Source organism: uncultured Winogradskyella sp. (genome assembly GCF_947495255.1).
In the GTDB taxonomy this organism is placed as follows: domain Bacteria; phylum Bacteroidota; class Bacteroidia; order Flavobacteriales; family Flavobacteriaceae; genus Winogradskyella.
This window is the reverse complement of sequence record NZ_CANLYI010000001.1, coordinates 74,877-99,661: the sequence shown is the minus strand read 5'-3', so window position 1 is coordinate 99,661 and position 24,785 is coordinate 74,877. Positions and strand designations below refer to the sequence as shown.

21 protein-coding genes are annotated in these 24,785 nt (G+C 31.4%); 15 read left to right on the top strand and 6 right to left on the bottom strand.

Annotated elements, in window-relative coordinates:
* The first annotated feature begins 22 nt into the window (after nt 1-22).
* The 4 genes from Q0807_RS00430 to Q0807_RS00415 all read left to right on the top strand — a co-directional run bounded on the left by Q0807_RS00430 (nt 23) and on the right by Q0807_RS00415 (nt 3,228).
* Entirely contained in the window at nt 23-514 is a 492-nt protein-coding gene (locus Q0807_RS00430; RefSeq protein ID WP_044633814.1) for a sigma-70 family RNA polymerase sigma factor, read from the top strand.
* Entirely contained in the window at nt 498-1,154 is a 657-nt protein-coding gene (locus Q0807_RS00425; protein ID WP_044633813.1) for a hypothetical protein, read from the top strand. The genes Q0807_RS00430 and Q0807_RS00425 overlap by 17 nt, the downstream gene beginning before the upstream one ends.
* Nucleotides 1,155-1,256: 102 nt before the next feature.
* Complete coding sequence (locus Q0807_RS00420) at nt 1,257-1,709, top strand: hypothetical protein (protein WP_044633812.1); 453 nt, start codon at nt 1,257-1,259, stop codon at nt 1,707-1,709.
* A 121-nt stretch (nt 1,710-1,830) separates the two neighbouring features.
* Entirely contained in the window at nt 1,831-3,228 is a 1,398-nt protein-coding gene (locus Q0807_RS00415) for a S9 family peptidase (RefSeq protein WP_044633811.1), read from the top strand.
* Between the two features lie 114 nt (nt 3,229-3,342).
* Here the strand turns inward: Q0807_RS00415 and Q0807_RS00410 are convergent, their stop codons facing one another.
* Complete coding sequence (locus tag Q0807_RS00410) at nt 3,343-4,044, bottom strand: LytTR family DNA-binding domain-containing protein (RefSeq protein ID WP_044633810.1); 702 nt, start codon at nt 4,042-4,044, stop codon at nt 3,343-3,345.
* Complete coding sequence (locus Q0807_RS00405; protein ID WP_044633809.1) at nt 4,041-4,835, bottom strand: sensor histidine kinase; 795 nt, start codon at nt 4,833-4,835, stop codon at nt 4,041-4,043. Before Q0807_RS00405 ends, Q0807_RS00410 begins: the two co-directional genes overlap by 4 nt.
* 208 nt (nt 4,836-5,043) lie before the next feature.
* On the opposite strand from Q0807_RS00405, the gene Q0807_RS00400 reads away from it, so the two are divergent.
* From Q0807_RS00400 to Q0807_RS00385, 4 genes are all read left to right on the top strand, one after another.
* Nucleotides 5,044-5,931, top strand: a complete 888-nt coding sequence (locus Q0807_RS00400; RefSeq protein ID WP_044633823.1) for an ABC transporter ATP-binding protein — start codon at nt 5,044-5,046, stop codon at nt 5,929-5,931.
* Between the two features lie 2 nt (nt 5,932-5,933).
* Entirely contained in the window at nt 5,934-9,227 is a 3,294-nt protein-coding gene (locus Q0807_RS00395; protein WP_299105079.1) for a M1 family aminopeptidase, read from the top strand.
* 318 nt (nt 9,228-9,545) lie between these two features.
* Nucleotides 9,546-10,778: an adenylate/guanylate cyclase domain-containing protein gene (locus Q0807_RS00390; protein ID WP_044633807.1), complete on the top strand. Its 1,233-nt coding sequence runs from the start codon at nt 9,546-9,548 to the stop codon at nt 10,776-10,778.
* Nucleotides 10,779-10,933: 155 nt separating this feature from the next.
* Nucleotides 10,934-11,980 carry a serine hydrolase gene (locus tag Q0807_RS00385; protein WP_115816073.1) on the top strand — a complete coding sequence of 349 codons (1,047 nt, stop codon included), beginning with the start codon at nt 10,934-10,936 and terminating at the stop codon, nt 11,978-11,980.
* Between the two features lie 362 nt (nt 11,981-12,342).
* Here the strand turns inward: Q0807_RS00385 and Q0807_RS00380 are convergent, their stop codons facing one another.
* Nucleotides 12,343-13,221, bottom strand: coding sequence for an SdiA-regulated domain-containing protein (locus tag Q0807_RS00380; protein ID WP_299105066.1), 879 nt, complete (start codon nt 13,219-13,221; stop codon nt 12,343-12,345).
* A 179-nt stretch (nt 13,222-13,400) separates the two neighbouring features.
* Here Q0807_RS00380 and Q0807_RS00375 point away from each other — a divergent pair, with 179 nt between their 5' ends.
* Nucleotides 13,401-13,772 (top strand): hypothetical protein, encoded by a 372-nt coding sequence (locus Q0807_RS00375; RefSeq protein WP_299105063.1) that lies wholly within the window; start codon nt 13,401-13,403, stop codon nt 13,770-13,772.
* 94 nt (nt 13,773-13,866) lie between these two features.
* Nucleotides 13,867-14,400: a hypothetical protein gene (locus tag Q0807_RS00370; RefSeq protein ID WP_299105061.1), complete on the top strand. Its 534-nt coding sequence runs from the start codon at nt 13,867-13,869 to the stop codon at nt 14,398-14,400.
* A gap of 84 nt (nt 14,401-14,484) precedes the next feature.
* Here Q0807_RS00370 and Q0807_RS00365 read toward each other — a convergent pair whose 3' ends face one another.
* The gene (locus Q0807_RS00365; protein ID WP_299105058.1) at nt 14,485-16,605 is read right to left on the bottom strand and encodes an FUSC family membrane protein; all 2,121 of its coding nucleotides are present in this window, start codon (nt 16,603-16,605) and stop codon (nt 14,485-14,487) included.
* Nucleotides 16,606-16,838: 233 nt separating this feature from the next.
* The gene (locus Q0807_RS00360) at nt 16,839-18,428 is read right to left on the bottom strand and encodes an FMN-binding glutamate synthase family protein (protein ID WP_299105056.1); all 1,590 of its coding nucleotides are present in this window, start codon (nt 18,426-18,428) and stop codon (nt 16,839-16,841) included.
* A 457-nt stretch (nt 18,429-18,885) separates the two neighbouring features.
* On the opposite strand from Q0807_RS00360, the gene Q0807_RS00355 reads away from it, so the two are divergent.
* Entirely contained in the window at nt 18,886-19,593 is a 708-nt protein-coding gene (locus Q0807_RS00355; protein WP_299105053.1) for a zinc-dependent peptidase, read from the top strand.
* A 60-nt stretch (nt 19,594-19,653) separates the two neighbouring features.
* Here the strand turns inward: Q0807_RS00355 and Q0807_RS00350 are convergent, their stop codons facing one another.
* The gene (locus Q0807_RS00350; RefSeq protein WP_299105047.1) at nt 19,654-21,246 is read right to left on the bottom strand and encodes a choice-of-anchor J domain-containing protein; all 1,593 of its coding nucleotides are present in this window, start codon (nt 21,244-21,246) and stop codon (nt 19,654-19,656) included.
* A 131-nt stretch (nt 21,247-21,377) separates the two neighbouring features.
* On the opposite strand from Q0807_RS00350, the gene Q0807_RS00345 reads away from it, so the two are divergent.
* The 4 genes from Q0807_RS00345 to Q0807_RS00330 all read left to right on the top strand — a co-directional run bounded on the left by Q0807_RS00345 (nt 21,378) and on the right by Q0807_RS00330 (nt 24,730).
* Nucleotides 21,378-22,355 (top strand): polyprenyl synthetase family protein, encoded by a 978-nt coding sequence (locus tag Q0807_RS00345; protein WP_299105044.1) that lies wholly within the window; start codon nt 21,378-21,380, stop codon nt 22,353-22,355.
* 53 nt (nt 22,356-22,408) lie between these two features.
* Complete coding sequence (locus Q0807_RS00340) at nt 22,409-23,212, top strand: DUF3592 domain-containing protein (protein ID WP_299105041.1); 804 nt, start codon at nt 22,409-22,411, stop codon at nt 23,210-23,212.
* A 182-nt stretch (nt 23,213-23,394) separates the two neighbouring features.
* Nucleotides 23,395-23,958, top strand: a complete 564-nt coding sequence (locus Q0807_RS00335; protein ID WP_299105038.1) for an RNA polymerase sigma factor — start codon at nt 23,395-23,397, stop codon at nt 23,956-23,958.
* Nucleotides 23,945-24,730, top strand: coding sequence for a hypothetical protein (locus Q0807_RS00330; protein WP_299105036.1), 786 nt, complete (start codon nt 23,945-23,947; stop codon nt 24,728-24,730). The genes Q0807_RS00335 and Q0807_RS00330 overlap by 14 nt, the downstream gene beginning before the upstream one ends.
* The last annotated feature ends 55 nt before the right edge of the window (nt 24,731-24,785 follow it).

Sequence of the window (24,785 nt, the reverse complement as noted above, 5' to 3'; positions counted from 1 at the left end):
CTAAACAATAAAAACAACACTATTGAGTAGCGATTTTTATAAATCATCCATTTTACCATTTGCAGGAATAATTATCAAATTATGTCGAGCGTATACTAACTCGCAAGAAGATTTTGAAGATTATTACCAAGAAGTGTGTTTACAAATTTGGAGAAGTAAAGACAATTTCCGTGAAGAATCGCAATGGAGTACTTGGGTATATCGTATTTCATTAAACGTCTGTTTAACCTTACTTAAGAAAAAGAAAAACAATGTTCAGCATTTTGTGTCTGATTCTATAACTGCTGAAGAAACCGAAAACAACTACGCGTTTTCAGACGAATCTCTAAATTTATTATATGATGCCATAAGAAAACTATCGGAAATAGATAGAGCCGTTATCATGCTTTATTTGGAAGAAAAATCGCAAAAGGAAATTGCTGAAATTATAGGAACGAACCCAAATAATATTGGTGTACGTGTTAAAAGAATTAAAACTAGATTAAAAAAATTATTAGATGGAAAAATCAATTGAAAACATTTGGAAAGAAGGTTTTCTCAAGAGCGACGCACTAGTAGTCCCAAAAATAAACAATCTTTACAACCAAAAATCAATTCATATTATTGATAAATTTAAAAGAATGTTTAAAATAAATTTGATTGCAATTATAGCATTCTCATTTATCTTTTTAATTGTCTCATTTTTTGTTGGCATACCAATAACAGGTGTTATATTTTTTATTACTCTTTCAGTTCTTGTGTTTATTAATAAGATGTTATTAAATGGATTAGAAAAAATTGACAAAGGTGCAAGTAGTTATCAATATTTAAAGTCATTTAATGAGTGGATACAAAAGCAGGTCGCAATCAATAAAAAAATGTCAAGATTTTTGTACCCAATTATATTTATGTCATTGGTTTTAGGCTTTTGGTTTAAAGATGCCGAAGGCATGCCTTTGGGTGAACGGCTTGTAGATGAAATACTTGTTGGTTTTCCAGATACCTATTTAATATTTGGAATCCCACTCATCGGAATTGTTATCGTGGCAGTCATCTTGGTTTTGCTATTCCTTGTTGGAGGTCGAATTTATAAATGGGATTTAAACATCGTTTATGGAAGAATATTCAAAAAACTAGAAGAATTGATGACAGATATAGAAAGCTTAAGAAGTTAAGCGTTTGATAATAAGGTGTTTTGTTGTGGTTTTTTAAAATAAATAAATTTTAGGTGTAATATTTTTTGATTTGGGCCACTAACCAAGAAAACAGTAAAAATTATGACACTATTAAATGCAATTAACTTTTTTGAAAGTTTAAAAACTGAATCCTCTAATAAATCTGAAATCAAGGTTTATACGCAATTTATTGAGATTCTTAAAAAATTAGAAAATAGAGCATTCACCACTGATGACATTCAATCCATAGAAACAGAACTAGATAGCTTAAAACTAAACTCAAATCCAGACAATAGAAAAAAATTCTTTAAAAACGCACTGAGTAAATTTGAGACCTATTTAAAGGACACCTTTTCTTTGACTTCTCAAGGATACTATACAAACCTGAGTGTAACTTTAGGAATGTTATTCGGAGTTATAGCTGGAATTCTAATAGGTGAGCGTTTTGAAAGGTCTTTAGGGATTTCCGTTGGCATTTGTATGGGACTATTTATTGGCGCATTAATAGGTCGCCGTAAGGATGCTCAAGCTAAAGAAGCTGGAAACGTGCTCTAATGTAAATCTAACTAAATCTCTCTTCAAATAGCTTCGATTACTAAATTAGTAATACTATTTTTTAATACCACAAGGCTAACGAAAATTTGGCCTAGACATCACCAATCAAAATTTAACGAACATGAAAACATTAACAATTATCATACTTTTAAATTTACTCGCCATTACTAGTGCACGTTCTCAAGATATTTCAGGACATTGGAACGGAACAACCAAAAGAGGCGATAAAGAAATCACTTTTGTTTTTAATATAAAACAAGAAAACGCTACGTATTCAACTACTATGGATGTTCCAACGTTTAGAATTGCTGGCATCAAACCATCAGCTACAACTTTTACAAATGGAAAGCTAATTATTGATGGCTCTAATGTTGGAATGAACTATACAGGAGTTTTTAATACTGAAGCACAACAATTTGAAGGTATTTACAAGGAAGGTGGCATAGAAATGGTCCTAAACTTAAAAAAAGGAACTATAAAAATAGAAGATTCGAAACGGCCGCAGGAACCTGTAAAACCCTACCCTTATTATGAAGAAGAAGTCATTTTTAAAAATAATGAAGCCAACATAACATTAGCAGGTACTTTAACCTTACCCAATAAAAACGGAAAATTTCCAGTAGTAATTTTAATTAGCGGAAGTGGTCCACAAGACAGAGATGAAAGTTTTATGGGACACAAACCTTTTTTAGTATTATCAGATTATTTAACAAGACAAGGCATTGGCGTATTGCGTTTTGATGATCGTGGAGTTGGAGAATCTACAGGAAATTTTGGTAAAGCAACCACAGAAGATTTTTCCAAAGACGTTTTGAGTGCCATCGCATACTTAAAAACTAGAAACGATGTAGATATTAAAAATATAGGTTTGATTGGTCATAGTGAAGGTGGTATTATCGCACCTCTAGCGGCTAACAACTCTAAAGATGTCGCTTTTATGGTGTTATTAGCTTCTACCGGAATTTCGGGAACAGAACTATCTGTAATGCAATCTAAAACATTGAGAGAATTTCCTGTTAAAGATGAGGTGGCTTATGAAAAAAACACCAGAAAAGCGATTGCAATTGTAATCTCTAATAAGAGTAAAACAGAAATTAAAATCGAATTGACAACTCATTATAATGAGTTTTTAAGACCCATTTTAACATCATTAAACGTACCAGAAAAGAATATCAATGCATTTATAGAAAACCAACTTAAAACAAGTTTACAACCTTGGTCACGCTATTTTTTACAATACAATCCTGCTGATGAAATTGAAAAATTACAAATTCCAGTGTTGTCATTAAATGGCAGTAAAGACACGCAAGTAAATGCAAAAATTAATCAAGAAGCTATAAGACAAGCACTAATCAAAGGCCAGAATAAAAATTATAAAATAGTGGAATTAGAAAACTTAAACCACTTCTTTCAAGAGTGTGAAACTGGAAAGATGGATGAATATAGAAAAATAGAACAAACATTTTCCCCAATAGCATTGAACGAAATAAAAAATTGGGTAATAGAACATCTGAAATAAGATATAAAATACTTGTAGTAACCTCTTGAATAATTCTTTACTAGTACTCACCTACTCATGAAAATCCTCACTCTATTTTCAGTCTAGATTATATATTGACATGGCAATAGCAAATTACTTCAATAATTGATTAACATTTGCTTTATAGAGCTTACCAATAGGTACCATATAATCGCCAATAAAAATCCGATTTCCTTCTATACTAACGATGTGCTTTTTTGCAACAGCAAATGACTTATGAACTTGAAGAAAATCATTCTCAGAAAGCAATTGGATGGTATCCGATATTTTTTCTCGAATGCTTATGGTTTCATTGCTTGTAACAACTTTGGTATAATTACCAGAAGCTTCAATAAATAGAATATCATCTACATCTACCTGAATATGACTATTATTTTGCTTTAAAAAAATATGTTGTCCTTCAGGTTTTATAGTCTCTTTATTGTCTTTTCTTATTGTACTGGTGTTAAGAGAGGTCACTTTATTCACAGCACTCAAAAAGCGTTCAAAACTAAACGGTTTTAACAAGTAATCAACAACGTTTAATTCGTAGCCTTCAATCGCAAATTCACTATACGCAGTGGTTACAATAACTTTTGGTGGAGATGATAAGGTTTTTAAAAATTGAAATCCTTTTAATTTAGGCATATTCAAATCTAAAAAAATGAGATCTATATCATGTTTGCTTAAGTAGTCAATAGCTTCTATAGCATCATAACAATCTGCTTTGAATTCTAAATTTGGTAGCATATCACAATAGCCTTTTATAATATCGTGTGCAATATGTTCGTCGTCTATAATGATATATGTAATCATAAGCCCTTAATATTCAATGTAGCGTTATAGATGGTATCTGTTTTGGAAATTGTTAAGGTATGCTTTTTTGGATATACCAATTCTAATCGTCGTTTTAGGTTTTTTAATCCAATTCCTGTTTCAGGGTTATCTTGTGTTTCATCAAAATTGTTTTCTATTTCAAAGGTCAATTCACTATTATGCGCTGTTAATGTGATATGAACATAAGCATTTTCTCTTAAATTTTCCACACCATGCTTAAAGGCATTTTCTAAAAGAATAATGAAAAGAAGTGGCATAATCTCATAATTAGTGTCGTTTGTTTCAATATTGAATTGTATATCAATCGCTTTATGATAACGCATTTTATGAAGTTCAATATAATTCTCGAGATAAGCTATTTCTTCAGACAGTAAAACCCTGTCTTTTTCGCCATCATAAATACTATAGCGCATCATATCAGAAAGTTTTAGAATGAGCTCTTGAGCTTTCTTAGAATCCTTATCCACTAATCCATAAAGGTTATTAAGCATATTAAAAAAGAAATGTGGATTCACTTGACTCTTTAAATGCATTAATTCTGTTTTTGCTTTTTCATTCTTCAATCTTATTAGTGATTTGATTTGTTTAAATAGCCAATGTGCAATGGTAATAAACACAAGGATAAAGTACAATGCAATAAATTCTACAAACCCTTCTAGTTTTCCAAAAGTGTCATTAAAAATGACGATGACTAAGCCTATAATAACCAGCGCTATTTTATATAACCGCTTGATAGTTTTCCTTTTTCTTTCTGGTATTTTAAAATTCATAATTCAATATTAATTAAATAAAACACCTCAGACAAATAAGTTGACAAACAGTATCTCATCAGTGACAAACAATCCTAAATGTGTTTTGAGGTGTCTTTATACCTTAAAAAAATGTGTTTGTCACTAATGCATGTGTTTGTGTCACTAACACTTTTTAAAGGCTAAAAACGCTTATATGTTTGTCTCAATCAATCAAAAAATGAACAGTATGGAACTCAGAATTGACAATCTATCAAAAACGTATTCAAACGGGATTAAAGCTTTACAAAACATTTCACTTGATATACCAAAAGGGATGTTTGGTCTATTAGGCCCAAATGGTGCAGGCAAGTCTACGTTAATGCGAACTATTGCAACACTGCAAGAAGCCGATTCTGGTTCCATTGTTCTTGGAGACATCGATGTCTTACAACAAAAAAATGAATTGCGACAGGTATTAGGGTATTTGCCGCAACAATTTGGCTTGTATCCAAAAATATCGGCAGAAGTATTACTCAATCATTTCGCAGTGCTTAAAGGCATCACCAATAAAAACGAACGTAAAGAATTAGTGAAAGCACTTTTGTATAAAACCAATTTATATGACGTGCGACAACAAAATCTGAAAGGGTTTTCTGGTGGGATGAAGCAACGATTTGGCATTGCACAAGCCTTACTTAACAATCCGAAGTTACTTATTGTAGATGAACCAACAGCAGGATTGGATCCTGTAGAACGCAATCGCTTTTACAATGTTTTAAGCGAGCTCGGAGAACATACTGTGGTTATTTTATCTACGCATATTGTTGACGATGTCAAAGAACTCTGCACAAATATGGCCATTATTAATCAAGGTCAAGTATGCTTAAAAGGGCAGCCGTTGCAGATACTAGAAGGCCTAAAAGATAAAGTCTATAAAAAAACAATCGAGAAATCAGAATTGAACCTATATAAAGAAAATTATCAGGTCATCAGTGAACGATTATTTCTTGGTAAACCAACTATTCATATAATAAGTGAGACTAATCCTGGAGATGGATTTACAGCTATTAATGCGGAACTAGAAGATGTGTATTTCTCAGAAATTTTCAATGGAACTAAAACTAAATCTATTTAATTATGTGGTATGAAATTTTTAAGTTCGAAATCCAATATCGAATTAAACGACCAGACACCTATGTGTTCTTCTTATTTATATTTCTGTTTTCAATTGTTGGTGTAGATTTTATTTTTCAAGGTTCAGAAATGGGGCTAATGAAAAGAAATTCACCCATAGTAATAGCGAAAACTATGGGAGCTATAACTGGTTTCTTTATGATTTTAGCCTCAATGATTATGGGAGTTTCTGTACTTAGAGATTTTGAGTACGAGATAGAGTCATTACTATTTTCTACACCTATCAAAAAAAGAGATTATTTAATGGGTCGGTTTTTAGGCGCATTTACTGTTCTGCTGTTTGTATTTACAGGAATTATATTGGGTATGATGTTGGGTGAATTTATGCCCTGGAATAGTCCAGATGAGCTATTAGCTTTTAATGCATTTATTTATATAAAGACCTTTGTAATGGTAACGTTACCAACGTTATTTTTTGGAGCAGCGTTGTTTTTTGTAACTGGTGCCTTAACTAGAAATTTAGTAGTTGTATATACACAAGGCGTGATCTTGTTTGTCGTATTTTTATTAACAAAAGCAATTACCAATGCGTTCTGGCAAGCTATTTTTGATCCATTTTCATTAACAACAGTAACCTATATTACAAAATCCTGGACGGTCTTAGAAAAGAGCACTCAAGAGCTTCCATTTATTAGTGCTTTGTTATATAACAAATTATTTTGGTTTTTTTTAGGAGTAATCGCATTAATGTATGGTTATAAAAAATTCAACTTTAATCTGGTTAAAGAAAAGAAATCAAAGAGAAAGCATGTTCAAAAATTAGTAGCTAAAAGTGCCAATAAAAATACTGATATAGAAATCCCTAAAGCTAAAAAACACTATGGTTTATCATCTAAATGGACACAATTAAAAGAGTTTTCGTGGTTTTATTTTATAAGTATTTTTAAACAACCATCATTTTGGGGAATTGTTATTTGCGGAATGATTATCATCTTAATCAATTCTGTAAATCTTGGAACTGTATATGGCGTTGATAGTTATCCTGCAACCTATTTTATAGTTGAGGAACTTCAGGAAACATCTTATTTTTTCTTTATCATCATCCTTGTTTTTTATTCAGGAGAATTGGTGTGGAAAGAAAGAGGTGCGAAGTTGAATTTAATTTATGATGCTACACCCATGTCAAGTTTTGTAAGGTTAGCTGGAAAGTTTATTGGATTAAACTTAATTTATGTCGTATTAATACTTGCTTTAATTAGTTCAGGGATAGTATTCCAAACGCTAAGTGGCTATTATAACTATGAATTGCAAGTGTATTTTAATGGATTCTTTTTAGAAATTCTACCCCTATTATCCATTTTTACCTGCTTAGAATTTTTCATACAATCTTTAGTGAATAATAAGTTTGTAGGTATCATTTTGGTGATTGTATTTAGTATTGTTAATGTAGCCATTGCTGTATTGGGATTTGATCATGATTTACACTTTTTTGGAGGAAGTTCCTTAGGTGCTTATTCAGATATGAATGGTTATGGGCATTTTTTACAACCCTATTTACTCATTAAATTGTATTGGTTTCTTTTCGGAATACTTTTATTAATCATAGGATCTTTAGTCGCTGTTAGAGGAAATGAAACAAATTTAATAAAACGAATAAGAGTTGCTAAATATAAGTTCAGCAAACCACTCATAAAATTTACTGACATCATTCTTTTTGCTTTTATCATTATTGGAGGGTTTATATTTTACAATACGAATATTTTAAATGAATATTGGAGCAATTCTGAAGCTACTGAATTCAGAGTAGCGTATGAAAAAGAATTGAAACAATTTGAATATATACCACAGCCCAAAATAATAGACGTTAACTTACAATTAGAGCTGTATCCTTCTAAACGAGATTACACAGTAGAAGGGTATTATATGTTAAAAAACACATCAATTGAAAACATAAAAGCCATCCATATTCAAAAACTTTTGGAAGAAAATGTTACTATAGACAGTATCTCTTTTGAAGGTGGTTTTACAACTAATAATCAATACAAAAAATTTGATTATTCAATTTTTAACTTAGAGAAAGCTTTACAACCTGGTGATTCTGTAAAAATGTATTTTAAGCAACGTTTTACAACCAAAGGCTTTGAGCAAGGTCGTTCTAATACCAATATTGTTTACAATGGTACATTTTTCAATAACGAACAGTTTCCAACATTGGGTTACAATAAAAAATATGAACTTCAAGATGAAGATAAACGAAGAGATCATAACTTATCAAAAAGATCTAAAAAAGTTAACATAGATGACCCTAAAGAATTAGTTAATGCGAGATCTGGTGGTGATTCTGATGGTATTAATTTTGAAATGATTATTGGTACATCCAAAGATCAAACAGCTTTGGTTCCTGGAGATTTATTGAGAAAATGGACAGATAATAATCGTAATTATTTTCACTATAAAACAAATACACCTATTATTAATTTTTATGCCATAGTTTCTGCTGACTATGAAATTAAAAAAGACAAATGGATGACAAGTAATGAGGCGATCACTGAGCCTGTTGACCTTGAAATTTATTATCAAAAAGGACATGAGTATAACATCGATAGAATGATGAAGTCTATGAAAGCATCCTTAGCCTATTATAGTAACAACTTCAGTCCTTATCAATACCAGCAACTGCGTATTATGGAGTTTCCACGTTATGCGCAATTTGCGCAATCTTTTCCTGGAACTATTCCATTCTCAGAATCTATTGGATTTGTGTTAGATATAGATGACGAAAAAGATGTAGATATGGCTTTTTATGTGACTGCACATGAAGTAGCTCACCAATGGTTTGGAATGCAAGTGGAAGCTGCGAATGTGCAAGGTCAATTGATGGTTTTAGAAACCTTATCTCAATATGCAGCAATAATGGTTTTAAAAGAGCAGTATTCCGAAGAAAAAGTGCAACAGTTTTTAGCACTTCAATTGGATAAATATAAAGAAGGAAAACAACAAGAAAGTAAGGAAGAACCATCTCTTGCTCTTGTAGAAAATCAAGATTATGTCTATTATGCTAAAGGAGCGATCAATATGTATGAACTTCAAAAAGCAATAGGAGAAAAGAATGTGAATTTAGCATTAAAATATTTTCTTGAAGATTGGAATACAAAAAACGGCAAACTAAAAATGCAGACTGATAGATATGCGACAACTCAAGACTTACTAGAGTATTTCAGAGCAGTTACACCAAGCAATCTCCAGCATATCATCGAGGAGCTTTTTGAATCTGTGGGTGTATTAAAAAATCACTAAGGTTAAATAAATCAACTTCTCATAAAAGCATAAAACCTGTGCTTATTGTGGCAAACCATTAAAAATCTTACGTTAGCTAAGAAGATGATCAAACAAGCGGAACACATTTATAATAAAGAAAGAACATATCTAAGCTTAAAATAAAACGAACCACCATATGTTTAGATCAATAAGGAGAGGTATGCTACCATTTTCACAAAAGAATAAAGAAAATCTGCAATTTTTGACCTTCTAAAAATCCAGAAATTAACGCTAAAAAGGTTAACTTACTTGCGTATAATAAAGACATTAACAATTCATAAAACTTGAAAAGCATTTATGTCAATTTATGATAAAAACAAGTCTAGATTCTTTCAAAGAATAGTCGATATTGGCGCTGAGTACAATTTTTCTATAACTGAACTCAGATATTTACGTGTTACGAATATTGCATCTCTTTTAGGTGTAGTTTATAATGTAACTTGGATGCTAATTGCATTATTCTTGACAGACGCATTAATAATTTACGGAAGTAATACTTTTTTGGGATTAATGTTTCTAATGGCGTTAATTTTCAATTGGAAAGGGTTACGAGTCCTGGCTTCCGTTTGGCTTATTCTAGCATCTTATATGTCTGTTCTCTTATTTCTTTACTTGCTAGGGTTTTCCTCAGGAGTTGCAGTTGTTTGTTTCCTAATTATTATTCTGCCATATATGACTTTTCCTCGTAAGGCTAGGAATATAGCCCATGTCTTTAGTATTCTAGCTTGCCTAACGTTGATTGCTACAGTAATATTTCAATCAAATATAAAATCCCATTTTGGAGGATTAGATCCCTATATATCACAAATAGTTAATATCAGTATTACTGCATTGATTTGCTTCATACTAATAGCAAGTATGTCTATTTTAATAGATCAATCTGAGGAATCTTTAATGGTTGAACAGAAAAAATCAGATGATCTTCTGCACAATATATTACCCGCAAACATAATAAGAGACTTAAAAGAAAGCGGTAAAACAATTCCAAAAAGACACAAAAATATCACTGTCCTGTTTACTGATTTTGAAGGATTTACAAATCTTGTGGCGTCCATGTCAGCAATCACTTTAGTCAATGAACTCAATGATATTTTTGGTCGATTCGATGAAATTATGGAAGAAACGAAAGTAGAAAAAATTGAAACGATTGGTGATGCGTATATGGCAGCGTGTGGCCTTGAAAAAGAAACGATAAATCATGCTACTAACTGCATCAAAGCCGCACAAAAGATGCTATCCTATCTTGAGGAGAGAAATCAAAGCCATGTCATAAAATGGAGAATGAGGGTTGGTATACATTCTGGATCTGTAGTAGCAGGGGTTGTGGGCAAGAAGAAGTTCGCATACGACCTTTTTGGAGACACGATAAATACCGCCAGCAGGATGGAATCTGCAGGTGAAGTAGGTAAAATCAATATATCTTCATCCACCTATGAACTGATTAAAAATGAATTTTCGTGTATTTCTCGTGGAAAGATCCATGCAAAGGGAAAAGGGAAATTGGACATGTACTTTCTGAATCAAACTTAAAACGCATAAAATTAATCAAGAAAACAAATAGTATTTTTATGTTGTATATAATAGGATCATATTTCCAAACATAAACTTTGAAACCCTGAACTTTTCTGAACTGTGTTACGAATAATACTTCCTAAAAATGAGCAATAATTATAACTTTACTATCTATGCTTAATTCTAAAAAACGAAATAAAAAAATTATAATCAGGATAGCCTTGTTCACAGGTACTGCAATTTCCTTGTGGTTTGTGCCTTGGATTTTAGTGAAAGCTTGGATATTACCATTGCCAGATACTGTTCAAGAACAAGTTGACCAAGCAATAAGTCACGGTTTGGATGGTATGATTGTTTATGTAGATGAGGCAGGGAAACAACCAGAATTTTATACAGGTGGTTGGCACAATCGAGAACATAAAATACCTGCTAAACCCAATGCACTATTTAAAATAGCTAGTATTAGCAAGTTATATGTAGCGGTTTCCATTTCTAAGTTGGTTAATGATAACAGATTGTCACTAGATAAAACCCTTGCTGATTATTTCCCTGAATTGCTAGGTAGGATTGAAAATGCAGATAGAATAACTCTAAAAATGATGGTACAACATCGAAGCGGGATTCCAAATTTTACAGACAGTGGAGGTTACTGGGAAAACCCACCTGATAGTGCTGAGGAATCGTTAGCATTAGTATTGGATACACCCGCGCTGTTTGAACCAGGAGAAGACTATAGCTATTCAAATACAAATTATTTACTCCTTGGTTTACTTATTGACAATACGGTGGGGTATAATCATCATCAATATATCAAAGAGCAAATTTTAGTACCACTCGAACTGAATAATACATTCTTCTCGTTAAGCGAGGTAGATATAGAGGATGTGATGAGTGGTTACTACGTTGGCTATGAACCTGATTTAAAAGAGAAAGAATTCGGTATGCTGGCTACTGCGGAAGATGTTGGTATATTTTTGAGAGCATTAAACGATGGTTCTATATTCAAAGAACGAGAACGGAAAATCTATTCTGAAATTTATGAATATGAACATTCTGGATGGGTTCCAGGATATCAGAGCTTTACAGAATATCATAACAATATAGACACTGTAGTAATTCTTTTTAATAATACAACTGATGAGGATTTATTACTGTGGAATTTGTCAGAAATAATGATAAATAGAGTGGTTAGAATTGTTGAGGAAAATAGAGCAAAATAATACAGGCTTTAACGAATATCAATTTATAACGAGAACCACTTTATCCCTTGAGCATTATCAATTTCAACAACCATATATTTGATTTTTTTAGAAATTACTGTACGACAATGTGATTACAAAAATAAAATCAAAATTAACAATTCTAATAAACTCTTGGGTTCGAAGTAATAAGGGTGAGTTTTGATTTATATTGATTTTGAGATAATTAAGTCAATATCTTCCTTCAAAAAGTTTGAACTCTGTCCCTTCGAGGTCACGAATAAATAGTTTCAAAAGAAAAAACGCCAAGCTTGCTTGAGCGTTTTTTTGTTGAAACTATTTTCAAAGCGGAGTTTTAGAGGATGCGCAGCAATCGTGTAAAGCTATTTTAACTCTACTTCTAAAATATTTGCACTATCATCATTGGCTTCATTAGAAATAAATAGGCGTCCATCATCACTAAAAGTAATACCTTCTGGTTGGGCGAATTTGTGTTTGTCTAATTCAAAAGCATTAAGAATATTACCTTCTCTATTTAAAATAAGAAGCTTTGGATTTCTACCTTCTAATACATAAATGTCTTTAGTTTTTGGGTGAATTGCAATATCAGATGGACATAAAGTTTCATGTATCTTTTTCTCCTTAAAATCTTTTAATATATCTGCTTTCAAATCAATTTTTACAATAGGAATAGAATCCATTTGTTTAGTGAGTAATGGAATTTTATAAATACTTTTTATATGTTTTTTACCTAAATCGTATTCTTTAGGAGTAATGAGTAATTGGTTTTTTTGCTTGTCGTAAGTTAGGCTCTCCATATTGTTGTGTGATTTGAAAGGCGTTACTATTTTAAATATTTTAGGGTGGTCTGAGAGGTATTGTTTTATTTCATAAATTAAACCATCACTACGTAATACGTAAGCGTCTTCATTATTAATTGCAATAGCTTCATAATCGCCTTTACTAGCAAATTTGATTTCACTAGTTATTCTACTGTTTTCAGTGTTGTAAATAAAAATAGAGCCATCCTCATCTTGTATACATGCGAAAGTATTATAAGTTAGCCATACAATACCACTGACTTCATTAAGAATTTTTGGAAGCTTATACGTGTTTTTGATATTGTAATTATGGAAGGTTTCTGATTCAATTATACCATCATTTTGTTTTATTCTATTAGATTTTAAACTTAGAAAAAACAATGCGATTCCGGTAAATAGAATCAGAATCAGTATTATATTAAACGTTTTATTGGTTTTCATTTAATTTTGATTTGGATAAAATAATATGATGAAATAGAATATAAGTAAAATTTACAAGCCTATAAAAGTTAGCTAACTGATAAAGGACCTAATGTTATATTTTTAACATTCATTTAGCATTTAACTCACAAATTATTTCAAAATTATAAATTTACTTTGTATTCTTAATTAGAGTAGAAATGTTAAAAACACTTTTTAATATTATATTGATTTTAGTAGGCTTGGGCAATTCTGTTCACGCTTGCGATTCTCAGTTATTAAATAGTGATTTAGAACATTCAGTCAGCATAGAAACTTCAGATGAAGTCTATAGTATTGAAACTTCACATCGTCTTTTCTTTGACTTGCAAACAAAAGATTTTAGTGTAGTATCTAATGTAGATAGAGAGCCTTCTCAGTCTGAAGAAAATACATTGAATAATGTTGCGATTCTCTGTCTAAGTAATTGTTTTACTGCATTACAAAAATCTCAGTTTGTCAGGGCAGAGCACAATAGTTTTAATCACTTTTATTTAAAGGAAATCCTTTTTCCTTTTCACTCTTTTTGGTAAAATGGATGTAAAACATCGCAGTTAGTGATGTTGTAATATGGTAAGCTATACCATATCAATTATTACATTTTAAATTTTATCAAAAACAAATATTATGAGTATAGGATTAATTATTATCCAAGCTATTATCATTGCTATTGTAATAATGCCTTTTGCATTATTTCTAGGTGGAAACAAGAAAAAAGTAGCGGAATTACGTAAAGCGCTTGAGGCGGAAGCAACGCAAAACAATTGTAAATTTCATAAAGTTGAAGTACATGGTAACTTCGCAATTGGTGTAGATACTACAAATCAAAAACTATTTTTTTACAGAAAAAATAAGTCAGACGCTTGTGCTAAGGTTGTAGATTTAAAGTCTGTTAGTTTTTGTAAACCAATAAAAGAAACTAAACGTGTTAAGGATAAATCGAAACATTATGATGTCATTGAAAAAATAGGCTTGGCCTTTTTTAATAACAACCATAATAGGGTTATCAGTATTGAGTTCTTTAACTATGATGAAATGATTTTAAATGATGAGCTGGTAGTTGCAGAAGAATGGCACAAATTTTTAAATGAAGTTTTGACACCTAAAGAAGATGTAAAGACAGTAGAAAAGCAAAAAGAGTTAACTGTCGCTGTCAGTTAATCATAAAAAAGCTTCTTTCAAAATTATATTTGAAAGAAGCTTTTTTAACCTGTTTTTTAGTCTTAAAAGTAATTGGAGAAATTGTTAATTGGCTTTAAACTTAGAGGTTAGCTTTATCATCTTTTCACTCAAACTATACAGCCAATATAATTGTTCCCAAACTAAGTGCGCTTCTTTGTGAGTTCTCTCGTTATTTGATTCTAAAATACTATCATTAGTTATAAGATTAGCAGGGAATTTAAACGGTTCTGGTTTAAAAGTTGAATTATTGGTTTCAGAATCTTTAAAACTAATAATTGTTAACAGATCACATGCTTTGTCTAAATTCTTATTAATCCTTTCGGCTATTAAGCTAAAATCTGCCGATGCCTCAGATGTCTTATTGTTTTGGGCATACGCACTCAATGACGCTAAAGAGGCTAAGAAACTATGGTTTATAACTACAAGTTGGTAAATATCGTCAATATGATTTTGTTTAGATTCTGGCTCTTGTGCCATACGCTGAAATGCAGAACTTAAATTAGACATTTGTAAAAATGCTTCCTTTCTATTAATTTTTAAACTTGTAGGTATAGGACCTTTTTTTTGGTAAAAGTTAGTAATGGATTTAAAAAATACAGCATTCGCTTTTAAGCTATCTTTTATGTGGTCGCCAATTTCAGTGTAAGACCAAGCAGGTAAAAGCCATCGCATTGCAGCATATGAAATTAAGGCACCTATTACAGTATCTAAAACTCTAAATTGAATAACCTTTAGAATGTTAGGTTCTAGAATGGCGTATATAAAAATAACACTTAAAGTAATAAAGGTAGCAGAGGCTTTGTAGTTTTTCTGTACCATTGAAAAAGCGATAACTATAGATAATACACCTAAAGCACCATAGATGTAAGGGTTGGTTATAATAAAGACTAAACCAGTTGCTAATGCCGCTCCAATAAGTGTGCCTATAATACGGTTTTTAGAACGTTCTTTTGTAAGTCCATAACTTGGCCTCATTATTACTATTATCGTAAGTATAATCCAATATGGATTCTGAAAATCGAAGAACAGTCCAAAGGCATATCCAAACATTACAGCAATAGCTAATCTTAAAGAATGTTTAAAAATAGTAGACCTAATACTCAGGTTTCTAAGTATTAATTTTGGGTTGTAATCTCTAGATTCTATAAATCTTTTCAGTTTGTCGTTTTTTATGTAGTCGTCTGAAGATAGTTCCGGATTTCCTAATAACCATTTTATCTTTTTAAGTTTTTCAAACTGGTCTTTTTGATAATCTAATAAGTTGTGCAGCATTAAATAGCGTTCATAATCTTCAAGATTATTTTCATTTTTAAATTTTAAAATGTCTTTCTCAATCGTTTTAAATGCTAAGGAAAGTATTTTGTTAGAGGTGAATTGGTGTGATTTGTTTAAGTTTTCACCAATGGAACGTAGTTGATTTGATAACTCTGAAATTAAATTCTGAAAATCAGCTTTAAACTCAGGATGTTCTTCAAACAAATCATCCATTTTATTGTAGTTTACAGGATTTGCAATCGCAGTTTCTAATATTTCTATTAATTGTGCAAATACTAATAATCGTCTACTTTGGTAATTAGATTTCCCTGAACTTTTACGAGATAGAATGAGTATCTCTCGCAATGTTTCATGATGTTCGGTTAATTCAGCTTGAAGATTTAAAAGTTCTATTTGAAGTTTATCTCTATTAGGTTGCTCTCCAATAAGTTCTCTTCTTGTATCTAAAAAATCGGCAGTCCGTAAAAAAATAGCAGCAAGTGTTTCTTCCGTTTGCGCTTTTGGGTTAATATAAAACCATAACGTGGATAGAACTAAATACCAGAGTCCACCAACACCAATCAATATGGCGTACTGGTATACTTCAAGACTTTCTAAAGTGTGAGCAAAACTTAAGACTAAAGCTAGTAAGCCAGAAAAGCTAATTAATGAAGCTCTAAATCCATAAATTGAAATAAAAGCGATACAAAAAGTTAAGAAGCCTAAAATTGGGAAGAGGAAGAAATTTGGAATATTGAGATAACCTCCAATAAAGCTAATTATAATGACTAAGACTGATGAAAACAAAATGCCTATTTGCTTGTGTCTTAAGTTTCCGCTGATATCACTTGGTGAACACCAAAAGGCACCAAAACATAATGCAAGGCCTATTTCTAGATGATTGGTTGCAATTCCTAAAACAATAGGCACAGTAACGGCAATACCAATTAATACAGCTTTTGAGAAACTTGTACTTTTAAAGAATTCTAATAACTCTTTGGCGTGTTTAGATATAAAATTTAAAATACGATTTATGATTTTAAAGTTCAGTACAAAGATACGATTAGAATGGCGATGCTTAACTTAATACGCGTTTTATATTATTCAATAAAGTATTGCAAAAAAAAATAAAAAAGCTAAAGTAGAATCACTTCGTATTTATACTATTTCATCATACGTGTTAATTGAAAAAATTTCTTATAATCATCAGGTATTGTATCGATATTTAATAATGAACCTTCCTTCATGGGAGGATAAATATCATGATATGTTTTTACATTATAAAGTCCAACTCTTTTACTAATATGGTCTCTTGTAAGTTCACTTGGACTATTAAGACCAGCTGCAGCAACTAATTCTAAGAAGCTATGTATTGTTGCTTCGTGATAGCGTTTTGCTCTTGGTGCTTTATCTTCTACAACTAATCCTTTAACTAATGATGCGTTTTGGGTTGCAACACCAACGGGACAAGTGTTAGTATTACATTGTAATGCCTGAATACAGCCAATTGAGAGCATCATGGCACGCGCACTGTTACAGCCATCCGCACCTAAGGCTATTGCTCTAGCCATGTGGAATCCGGTAATTATTTTACCCGCAACAATGACCTTGATGTCTTTTCTTAGGTTGAAACCAACTAAAGTGTCATGTACAAAAATTAAGCCCTCGCGCAATGGCATTCCCATAGAGTTTGAAAACTCAACAGGTGCTGCTCCTGTTCCGCCTTCACCACCATCTACAGTGATAAAATCTGGTTGAATACCAGTGTATATCATGGCTTCACAAAAATCCATAAACTCCTGCTTTCTACCTAAACATAATTTGAAACCGATTGGTTTTCCGTCAGAAAGTTCTCTAAGCTTTTTAATAAAGTACATAAACTGAATTGGGTCAGAAAAAGCAGAATGAGAAGGAGGCGAGTGTACTGCGATACCAGGTTGTACGTGTCTTATTTTTGCAATTTCTTCTGTGTTTTTAGAAGCAGGTAAAATACCGCCATGTCCAGGTTTTGCACCTTGAGATAATTTAATTTCAATCATCTTAACTTCTGGTCTAGTAGCGTTTTCTCTAAAAGTAACTTCGTTAAATGTACCATCATCTTTTCTACAGCCAAAGTAACCAGTTCCTACTTGCCATATTAAATCACCTCCATTTTCTAAATGGTAACTACTAATTCCTCCTTCACCAGTATTATGAGCAAAATTACCTGTTTTAGCACCTTTGTTTAAGGCTAGAACAGCATTTTTACTCAGTGAGCCAAAACTCATAGCAGAAATATTTAATAAACTAGAAGAATAAGGTTGTTTACAATCTTTACCTCCAATAATTAAACGTGGAAACTCTCCAATATCTTTAGGATTGTGTTTAGCATACATAGAATGTTCTAGCCATTCGTAGCCAGAATGGTAAAGATCCATTTGTGTTCCAAACGGTTCGGTGTCATTTTCGCCTTTTGCTCTGCGGTAAATTAAAGATCTTAAAATTCTATTTAAAGGTCTTCCTTGAGTGTCAGTCTCAACAAAGTATTGCATTATTTCCGGTCTAATAGATTCTAGTATATATCTAAATCTTCCTAATAATGGAAAGTTTCTTCTTATGGTATGCGATGTTTGCATAATATCAAAAATGCCCATTATTACAAGAGGTCCAACTAGTAAAAATGCCCATAAAATTGGTTGCCAAAAGACAGCAATACCAATAATTGCTAAAACTACGGTTATAGATATTATTATAAACTGTTCGCGTACTTTCATAGTGTATGTTTTAATATAAATAGAATGAGATTTTTATATGAATTTAGAAATCTGCAGTAAATGTAATGATTATGATTAAATGAATCTAAAGTTTGTATTATCATAAGGTAGAAAAGGGCTTAAAGTAAAAAAATGAATAAATGTCCATTTCTTAAATATTTAGATATTCAATACAACCAGAAGAAATAGAATGTGATAATATATAATTGGTTTTGGTTTTGTTTGAATCAAATTTTAAATATATTTCAACAGTGCTAGGTTGAATAGATTAACCTTTAAAGTACAAATAATATTAAATGATTACTGCATGCTATTAAAATCTGAGCAAGAAATAAGGGAATCGGAAATACTAACCTTTTATTTTGTTCCAGTATTAATCGCTTTAATAGTGATTTTTATTTTTTATAGATTGTATAATTTGGTGCAGGTTTCGTATGCAAATAGGCATAATAAACCAATGTTGAATCATTTCTATTTGTATAAAAAAGAATTATCGCCTAGTCACCGTTCAATTTTACAAAGAGAACATTCATTTTATAATAAATTATCGGAAAAGCATCAAATCTATTTTGAGCATAGAGTAGAAGTCTTTATCAATAATAATGAATTTGTGGGAAAACAAGAATTGGTGGTAACTGACCATATGAAGGTCTTAATCGCTGCAACTGCTACCATGCTCACTTTTGGTTTTAAAAAACATTCAATAGACTTAATAAGTAGGGTTATAATATATCCTAGTTCTTATTATTCTGAAATTAACCAGGCATATCATAAGGGAGAAACGAATCCGCGTTTAAATGCTATTGTATTTTCTTGGGAAGACTTTTTACATGGATACGAAATAGGAAATGATAATCTTAATCTTGGAATACATGAATTTGGCCACGCTATTCATTTAAATGCAACTACGAATAATGATATTAGTAGTTATATTTTTAACCAAGGGTTTAAGAAACTAACGACGTTTTTACAGAATAATGAGGTCGTAAGGCAAGATTTAATAGCATCAAGATATTTTAGAGAATATGCTTATACCAATCATTTTGAATTTTTTGCTGTATTGCTAGAAAATTTTATCGAAACACCAGATGAGTTTAATTCTCAGTTTCCACAATTATATAAATATGTGCAGCAGATGCTTAACTTTAAGTTTGCTGGTTATTAATCTAAAGTTTAGGCATAAAAAAAAGCGGCAATTGCCGCTTTTTTTATTTGATAAAAACTATTAATTTTTAATAAATTTAATAGTTTTAAAAATACCATTAATATTCACTTTAGCTAAATATACTCCATCATTTAAAGATGTAAGATTAATAGATTCAGTGGTGTTATTTAACGGCTTAGATATTACTTTTTGACCTAATAGAGAATAAATATCTACACTAGTAATTGATGTATTATAAGACTCTAGATTAAGACTTTTTACATTTTTGTCATAATTGTATGTGAATGCATTTTGGTCAAATTCATCAACGCTTAATGCTTGACTTGTAACACTAAATGCATCTGCAAATACTGCATTACCTGCTGTAGCAGTTGCAAGGAAACTAGATCTATCATGAATACCAAAATAATAATCACCGTCAGCTGTTGGCGTAAAAGTTACAATACGCTCTACATGAGTAGTATTATCTAAATCATCTAATGCCATTAACACAGTGTCATTCATACCATCATTAGAGGTTGATACTGTAATGTCAATATCTTTATTTGGTCTAGTTCCAGAGGCTACGTCTACATTTCTTTGAAAAAATGAGAAAGTATATTCATTTAATGTAGTAAGACTAAATGGACCTATATATATTCTAGCATCAGCATCTGTAGTTGTTGATGTGTTGTTTGAAAACATCGACGCTGCACCATCATATGCATAGTCGTTTGTTATATCTCCATCTGTATTGTCGTCTAAATTAAAACTCCAGGATCCGCTTCCAGCAAAAGATATTCCAAAATTTAATAATAATGCTTGGTCAGCATCAGGCTCTAAATCTTCACTATATGGGAATGAATTCAAATTGGATGGGCTTGTTCCTACTAAAACTTCTACATAATCCGAGTAATCTCCGCCACCACAGTTTTGTCTTACAAAAACGTTGTAACTAACTCCAGAGGTTAATCCTGTTAATTGGTAAGTGTCACCAGCAGTAACAGTTGCGGTACTTCCGCCTCCACCTTGAGTGTAAGGATAAACTCCCCATTCAACATCATAATCGTTAGCTGTTGTCATAGAAATATCAGCAGTAGTTGATGAATAATCATCAAAAGTGACTACAGGCTCTAAACAAGAAGGTAATTCTGAGAAATTTACGTTATCAAGTCCCCAAGCATCACCATCATTATTTTCCATAACAAATGCAACATATACAGAACTACCAATATAAGCACTCATATCTACTATCCAAGGAAGAAAAGCTCCTCCATTTGTATCTAGCTCATCAATTGTTAAAACGGTTGTAAATGCTGACATATTAGTTTGGCTAGCATCAGTTGAAACTCTAACGGTAACTTCAGAGTTATAATCTGGTACGTTAAAATCCGTCATATCAAAAGATAATTGATTTGTCATTGCAGTAATAGCTACCTGAGGTGTAACTATCCAATCTTGTGCTAATAGCCCAGCAGCAACACCATCAGACCATCTTACAGAGGCATAATCATTAGTGTCATCTACAGCCCAAGAATATGTTGTGCCTATTCCATTGTCGTATACAGCCCATCCAGCAGGAATTGTAGCTCCTCCATCAAAGCTTTCCGGAAATTGTGCATAGCTTAAAAAGCTAACGCATAGAGTTAACATTAGTAAAGTAATTTTTTTCATGTGTTTTGTTTTTTGGTTTAATTGCCTAAAGTTACAAATATTTCTGAGCCGAAAATGTTAAAATACTATAATTCAATTTTAAGGGATAAAAAGCTAATAGAATTTGTAATTTTACATCGCTAAAACAAATAATGAAAATAACAGAACAAATAAAACAACCTATTGCTTACGAGATGGATCTTTTTGAACAAAAGTTTCAACTCTCTATGGCAAGTAAGGTTGCACTCCTTAATAGAATCACTCATTATATTGTTAACAGAAAAGGGAAGCAAATGCGACCTATGTTTGTATTTCTAGTAGCAAAAATGATGAATAATGGAGAGGTTAGTGAGCGTACTTATAGAGGTGCATCTGTTATAGAATTAATACATACAGCAACCTTAGTGCACGATGATGTTGTGGATGATAGTAACAGAAGAAGAGGGTTCTTTTCTATTAATGCACTTTGGAAAAATAAAATAGCTGTACTAATTGGTGATTTTTTGCTATCCAAAGGACTCTTACTTTCCATAGATAATAATGATTTCGATTTACTAAAAATTATTTCAGTCGCAGTACGAGAAATGAGTGAAGGCGAACTGCTTCAAATAGAAAAAGCGAGACAATTAGATATTACAGAAGCTATCTATTACGAAATTATCAGGCAAAAAACAGCCACACTTATTGCGGCATGCTGTAGTTTGGGTGCTGCATCTGTTAAACCAAATACACCAGCAGTAGAAGAGATGCGAAAGTTTGGTGAACTAATTGGGATGGCTTTTCAGATTAAAGATGATTTATTCGATTATGGTAAAGAAGCCATAGGTAAACCTACAGGTATAGATATTAAGGAGCAAAAAATGACTTTACCGTTAATATATGTATTAAACAATTGCACCAAAAAGGAAAAATCTTGGCTTATTAATTCGGTTAAAAATCATAACAAGGATAGAAAACGAGTAAAAGAAGTGATTGCGTTTGTAAAAGATAAAGGCGGACTTGATTATGCGGTTTCAAGAATGAAAGCATTTCAAGAAGAAGCCTTAATACTTTTGGCTACTTATCCAGATACACCATATAAGGCATCTTTAAAACTTATGGTTGACTACGTAATAGATAGAAAAAAATAATTTCTATTATAAGTTTAAATGCATTGATAAGTTAAAATCCTAAATAATAAATAATGCAAATAGATTCTGCGTATTCTTTGTCATTTTTAGCAATAACCATTCTAATGGTTTATTTTTTTGTAAAACGACTAGGAAAGGCTGGTTGTATGACCTATGGTTATATGGGTTTAATAATTTTTTGTATTAATCTCTTTACTATCTTCTCATTGTTTTTTGCTTATACTATAAGTAAAGAGGTTTATTCAGTCCTAACGTCTGGAGAAAAATACAATGCTGTTGTAATTAGTTATACTACTGAGACGCATTATGATTCTGATGATGGGTCCTCATATACAATGGATACACCTACGGTAAGATTTACTACAGATACAGGAGAAACTATTGAGAGAGAATTAGATTTTTCTACTTCAGATGTAACAGTAGGAGATGAATATAAGGTGAATTATAATGCAGAAACAGGTTCTGTAATTACACTTGGCTTTACATTGATAATGAAAGTTGTTGGAGCGTTTATTTTTTCTTTCATTTTTACATTCCTTTTTATTGGTATCATTATGTATTCATTTGGATACGAAATGGAAGGGTATAAAAATCTAATTGCAAAAATTGGGTTTAACTTCTTTATACCTTTTTTAATGATAGGTTTTAATGCGTTACTCATTTATGGAATTTTTTATGGCAATGAGGTGCCAGTATGGGTTACGTTAATGTTGGGCTTTTTTGTTTTTATGTTAACCCTAGGTATATTAGGATATATTAAAATGATGTTTTCTAAGGGTGCACCAAAAATGAAACGTGTTAGTTCTAACCGATGGATTGGTGATTGGGAGTCTAAAAACAAGAATAAATTACGATGAAAATGACTTTGCATTATTATAGTCTATTATAAATATAAAATAAATTTATTTTTAATATACTGATTTTTAAGTTTTTATATATTTTTTGAATTATTTTTTACTTTCCAAGCAACCTAATGCTAAAATATTGCGTCTTTATAAATAGAAAGCCGTCTGAAAACAATCAGAACTTAAATTAGAGAATGAAAGTTATACAACTTCATAAGAACGAAACAAAACTCATTGAGAGAGCTGCGAAACAAAATCGTGAAGCACAACATGTATTGTATGAGTTGCACGCACCAAAAATGTTAAGCGTTTGTAGATACTATATTAAGGATGTTCATCAGGCAGAAGAAGTAATGTTAAATGGTTTTTTTAAGGTCTTTAAATATTTAAAATCATTTAAAAATGAAGGAAGTTTTGAAGGGTGGATGAGACGAATAATGGTGAGAGAAGCTATTTCGTATTTAAGGCAACAAAAGAAAATTGAGTTTGCTGTAGAAGATGATTATTTAGAACACGATTCTTCAAATAATATAAATTCTAATATCGAAGTAGCAGAAATACAATTAATCATAGATAGTTTGCCAGAAGGATATAGGATGGTATTTGTAATGTATGCGATAGAAGGTTACAAACATCAAGAGATTGCAGAACTATTAAAAATTTCTGAAGGTACATCAAAATCGCAATTATTTAAAGCACGAAAAATGCTTCAGAAAAAAGTTAAAGAATTAAATAACAACAGTTATGGCTCCAATTAAATTTGAAGAAAAAATAAAGGACAAACTCGAGAAACGAACTTTGTCACCTTCATCAGAAGCTTGGTCAAAATTATCAGACCGATTAGATGAGAACGAAAAGAAATCTAAAAAACCAATCTTTTGGTATTTGAGTATTGCCGCAGGATTATTAGTAATGATGGCAGTATCAATTCAGTTTTTTAATAACAATGATTCTGAAGAAATTCTACCTCAAATAGTAAAAGAAGATGTTATAAAAGAAGAATTAAATAAAGGGAAAATTCAGCTTAAAAATAATGAAACTATTAAGTTAGTAAATGAAGAGGTTGAAGCAGAAGAAAAGGAAGAAATGCTTCCAACGGTAGAAGACTCAAAACGTATTAATCGTAAAAAAGAAGTAACTAATAGTTCTGAGCCAAAAACGCAGTTTGCTGGGGTAAATAGTACGGCGAAAAAAATTAATGTAAATACTTTAAACGAAGGTGTAAACAATAAGTTGCAACCAGAAATAGATGAGGAAATTATAAAAAATGCCGTTGCAGAAGCTATGAATTCTTTAAAATCTGAAAATGCTTCAGTAACAGATAGAGAAATAGATTCTTTACTGAAATTAGCGAGTAAGGAGTTGTTTAAAGAAGATTTAAAGGAAGAATCATCATCGATGGCAGATGCGACGCAATTGTTAGAAAGTGTAGAGAACGAAATGGGACAATCCTTTAGAACAAAAGTTTTTGAAGCTTTAAAAGATAGCTACGAAACCGTAAAAACAGCTGTAGTACAACGTAATAACTAAATCAATAGAATTAATTAGAATATCATCAAATCAAAATTATCAATAATCAAAAAAC

Coding starts and splice junctions, on each gene's coding strand:
- Q0807_RS00425 (WP_044633813.1), top strand. CDS start 498: ATGGAAAAATCAATTGAAAACATTTGGAAAGAAGGTTTTCTCAAGAGC.
- Q0807_RS00420 (WP_044633812.1), top strand. CDS start 1,257: ATGACACTATTAAATGCAATTAACTTTTTTGAAAGTTTAAAAACTGAA.
- Q0807_RS00415 (WP_044633811.1), top strand. CDS start 1,831: ATGAAAACATTAACAATTATCATACTTTTAAATTTACTCGCCATTACT.
- Q0807_RS00410 (WP_044633810.1), bottom strand. CDS start 4,044: ATGATTACATATATCATTATAGACGACGAACATATTGCACACGATATT.
- Q0807_RS00405 (WP_044633809.1), bottom strand. CDS start 4,835: ATGAATTTTAAAATACCAGAAAGAAAAAGGAAAACTATCAAGCGGTTA.
- Q0807_RS00400 (WP_044633823.1), top strand. CDS start 5,044: ATGGAACTCAGAATTGACAATCTATCAAAAACGTATTCAAACGGGATT.
- Q0807_RS00395 (WP_299105079.1), top strand. CDS start 5,934: ATGTGGTATGAAATTTTTAAGTTCGAAATCCAATATCGAATTAAACGA.
- Q0807_RS00390 (WP_044633807.1), top strand. CDS start 9,546: ATGTCAATTTATGATAAAAACAAGTCTAGATTCTTTCAAAGAATAGTC.
- Q0807_RS00385 (WP_115816073.1), top strand. CDS start 10,934: ATGCTTAATTCTAAAAAACGAAATAAAAAAATTATAATCAGGATAGCC.
- Q0807_RS00380 (WP_299105066.1), bottom strand. CDS start 13,221: ATGAAAACCAATAAAACGTTTAATATAATACTGATTCTGATTCTATTT.
- Q0807_RS00375 (WP_299105063.1), top strand. CDS start 13,401: ATGTTAAAAACACTTTTTAATATTATATTGATTTTAGTAGGCTTGGGC.
- Q0807_RS00370 (WP_299105061.1), top strand. CDS start 13,867: ATGAGTATAGGATTAATTATTATCCAAGCTATTATCATTGCTATTGTA.
- Q0807_RS00360 (WP_299105056.1), bottom strand. CDS start 18,428: ATGAAAGTACGCGAACAGTTTATAATAATATCTATAACCGTAGTTTTA.
- Q0807_RS00355 (WP_299105053.1), top strand. CDS start 18,886: ATGTTGAATCATTTCTATTTGTATAAAAAAGAATTATCGCCTAGTCAC.
- Q0807_RS00350 (WP_299105047.1), bottom strand. CDS start 21,246: ATGAAAAAAATTACTTTACTAATGTTAACTCTATGCGTTAGCTTTTTA.
- Q0807_RS00345 (WP_299105044.1), top strand. CDS start 21,378: ATGAAAATAACAGAACAAATAAAACAACCTATTGCTTACGAGATGGAT.
- Q0807_RS00340 (WP_299105041.1), top strand. CDS start 22,409: ATGCAAATAGATTCTGCGTATTCTTTGTCATTTTTAGCAATAACCATT.
- Q0807_RS00335 (WP_299105038.1), top strand. CDS start 23,395: ATGAAAGTTATACAACTTCATAAGAACGAAACAAAACTCATTGAGAGA.
- Q0807_RS00330 (WP_299105036.1), top strand. CDS start 23,945: ATGGCTCCAATTAAATTTGAAGAAAAAATAAAGGACAAACTCGAGAAA.